Here is a 2,464-nt window from a genome sequence, read left to right as displayed (position 1 = left end):
GCCCGCAGCGCCTCCAGCACCTCCGGCGACGGATCCACCAGCGGCCGGAACCCCGGCACGACGATCGTGTCCGCCCGCTCCAGCGCCTCCAGTCCACTTGCGACATCGATCGCGAACGGCGACTGCGTCGCCACCCGTCCCGGGTACGGGGTGCAGACATCGAAGCGGTAAAGATCCGACTGCTCCTGGTGCCCGAACGCCTGCGCGGGGATGGCGAGGTCGAAGGCGATCACCCCGGGCAGCACCAGCGCAACGACGCGGTGCCGGTCGGGTCGGGTCGGTCGCATGGGTCCGAGTATCCCACCACCGGCCCGATCAGGACGGCTCGTCGTGGACCTTTCCGCCGACCGAGATGTTCGCCGCGGACAGCTCGTGGATCACCACGTTGATGATCGCGGGATCCGAACCGACGGCTTCGTGGGTGCGGTCGACGACGTCCCGGACCAGTTTCGCCTTGACGTCGGGCGAAAGGGCGAAGGGCACGCTGACCTGGATGAAGGGCATGGTGAATCCTTTGCGGGATCGGCGGGGCTCACTGGTGGCGCAGATTGTCGAGCAACGCGGTGTCGTTGGCGTTGCCGGGGGCGTACTCGGGCAGGTGTTCACCGGCTTCGACGAAGTTGATGCCACGGCCTTCGCGGATGACCAGGAACATCTCGCTCACGGGTTCGCCGGTCGCGGCACCGACCGCCGCGAACAGGCCGGCGGACAGCGCCCGCTTCTGCTCGTCGGTGCGGCCTTCGCGCAGGTCACAGGAAATGATGGACATCGGGGACTCCTCACACGGTGGGTACGCACGACGCGGATGACGATTCATGAGGGAAGCCGATGCGCAGGATCGCAGCGGCACCAGCGGCGGCGAGCACAACAGCCGCGCCCAGCAGCAGCGCAGGCTCGTAGCCATGGCGCAGGAGCGGCGCGACGACGAGCGGGCCGAGGATCTGCCCGAGCGAGTACCCGACGGTCAGCAGCGCGACGGCACGCGGGAACCGCAGGTGGTTCCCCGTGGCGAGCGCGACGTTGCTGACCCCGATGAAGGTCGCTCCGAACAGGACCGCCGCCACCAGCGCCGCCACCGTGCCGCCGAACAGGGCGGGTAGCGCGATCCCGGCCGCTTGGACCACCAGCGCGGCCAGGAGGACGTCGGGCCGGGCCCAGCGGCGGCCGAGCCGGGACCACACGATGGAGGACGGCATCGCGGCCAGCCCGACGACGATCCACGCCACGCCGCCGAGCCAGGGCGGTGTGGTCCGGGCGACGGCCGCCACCAGGAATGTGCCGGCGATGATGTACCCGATGCCCTCGAGGGTGTAGCTGGCGAACAGCGCGGTGAACCACCGGTGGGTCCGCGGCCGGGAACCGCGCTGCCGTTCGAGTGCCGGAGGCGGTTCCGGGGCGAGCCGCCAGGCCACCGCGGCGAGCACCGCGCACAGCCCGGCCGTGGCCCACCACGCGGTGCGCCAGCTCCCGGCGAGGTGGATCCCCAGCACGAGCGCGCCGGACAGCACGATACCGAACCCGACGCCGCTGAAGCTCCAGCCGGGCAGGTGCGCCGGGTGGTCGCGCAGGTGGCTGAGGACGGAGCTGACCGCGAAGACGAACACGGCACCGCTCGCGACACCGGCCAGGAAGCGCAGCGCGAACCAGCCGGGTACACCGGTGGTGAGCGGCATCGCGGCGAGGGTGGCCACGAGCAGGACCAGGCAGCTCCGGTGGAAGCGGGCGGAGCGGCCGAGCGCGGGCAGCATGCCGGCGACCGCGCCGAGCAGGTTCCCGACGTAGTTCGCGGTCGCCAGGGAGGCAGCCGCCGTCGCGGTGAGACCGGCGTGCGCGGTCATCAGCGGGAGGATCGGCGTGTAGACGAATCGGCCGACACCCATGCCCGCGGCGAGCGCCGCGGCGGCGCGGACCACGTGCGCCCAGGCCGCCCGCCGCTGCGTCGGGTGGCTGCTGTGGACGGAGAGAGTGCTCATCGAGGTTCCCATCGAGCGGTTCAGTACTTGCGTTCCATCGGCTCGTACCGGGTCTGCACCACCGGCTTGTAGTCGATGCGGATGTCGGCGAGGAGCGCCGTGCCGCGCTTGTAGGCCATGGTGTGCCGCATGAAGTTCGTGTCGTCGCGGGTCGGGTAGTCCTCGCGGGCGTGGCCGCCGCGGGACTCCTTGCGCGCCAGCGCGCTGATGATGAGCACCTCCGCCAGCTCCAGCAGGAAGCCCAGCTCGACGGCCTCCAGCAGGTCGGTGTTGTAGCGCTTGCCCTTGTCCGCCACGGTGATCCGCTGGTACCGCGCCTTCAGCGCCTGGATGTCGGTCAGCGCCTGCTTCAGCGTGCTTTCACTCCGAAACACACCTGCGTTGAGATCCATCGTCTGCTGCATTTCCTTGCGGATGTCCGCGACGCGCTCGTCGCCGTGCTCCGACAGCAGGCCCGCCAGCTGCTCCTCGACCAAAGTGGTCGGATCGGC

3 protein-coding genes and 2 pseudogenes are annotated in these 2,464 nt (G+C 70.5%); all 5 read right to left on the bottom strand.

Features of this window, described 5'->3' with window-relative positions:
- Positions 1–287, bottom strand: a pseudogene (locus tag ACERZO_RS50280) (AraC family transcriptional regulator); the annotation flags it as partial.
- 28 nt (positions 288–315) lie between these two features.
- Positions 316–504 (bottom strand): tautomerase family protein, encoded by a 189-nt coding sequence (locus tag ACERZO_RS50275; protein WP_372673158.1) that lies wholly within the window; start codon positions 502–504, stop codon positions 316–318.
- A gap of 28 nt (positions 505–532) precedes the next feature.
- Entirely contained in the window at positions 533–769 is a 237-nt protein-coding gene (locus tag ACERZO_RS50270) for a tautomerase family protein (protein WP_372673157.1), read from the bottom strand.
- A 10-nt stretch (positions 770–779) separates the two neighbouring features.
- Entirely contained in the window at positions 780–1,973 is a 1,194-nt protein-coding gene (locus tag ACERZO_RS50265; protein WP_372673156.1) for a YbfB/YjiJ family MFS transporter, read from the bottom strand.
- A 20-nt stretch (positions 1,974–1,993) separates the two neighbouring features.
- Positions 1,994–2,464 (bottom strand): annotated as a pseudogene (locus ACERZO_RS50260) (succinate dehydrogenase/fumarate reductase flavoprotein subunit); the annotation flags it as partial.

This window comes from Amycolatopsis kentuckyensis (genome assembly GCF_041679295.1).
In the GTDB taxonomy this organism is placed as follows: Bacteria; Actinomycetota; Actinomycetes; order Mycobacteriales; family Pseudonocardiaceae; genus Amycolatopsis; species Amycolatopsis kentuckyensis_A.
The sequence above is the reverse complement of the archived record's forward strand: the minus strand, read 5'-3'. Positions and strand labels throughout refer to the sequence as shown.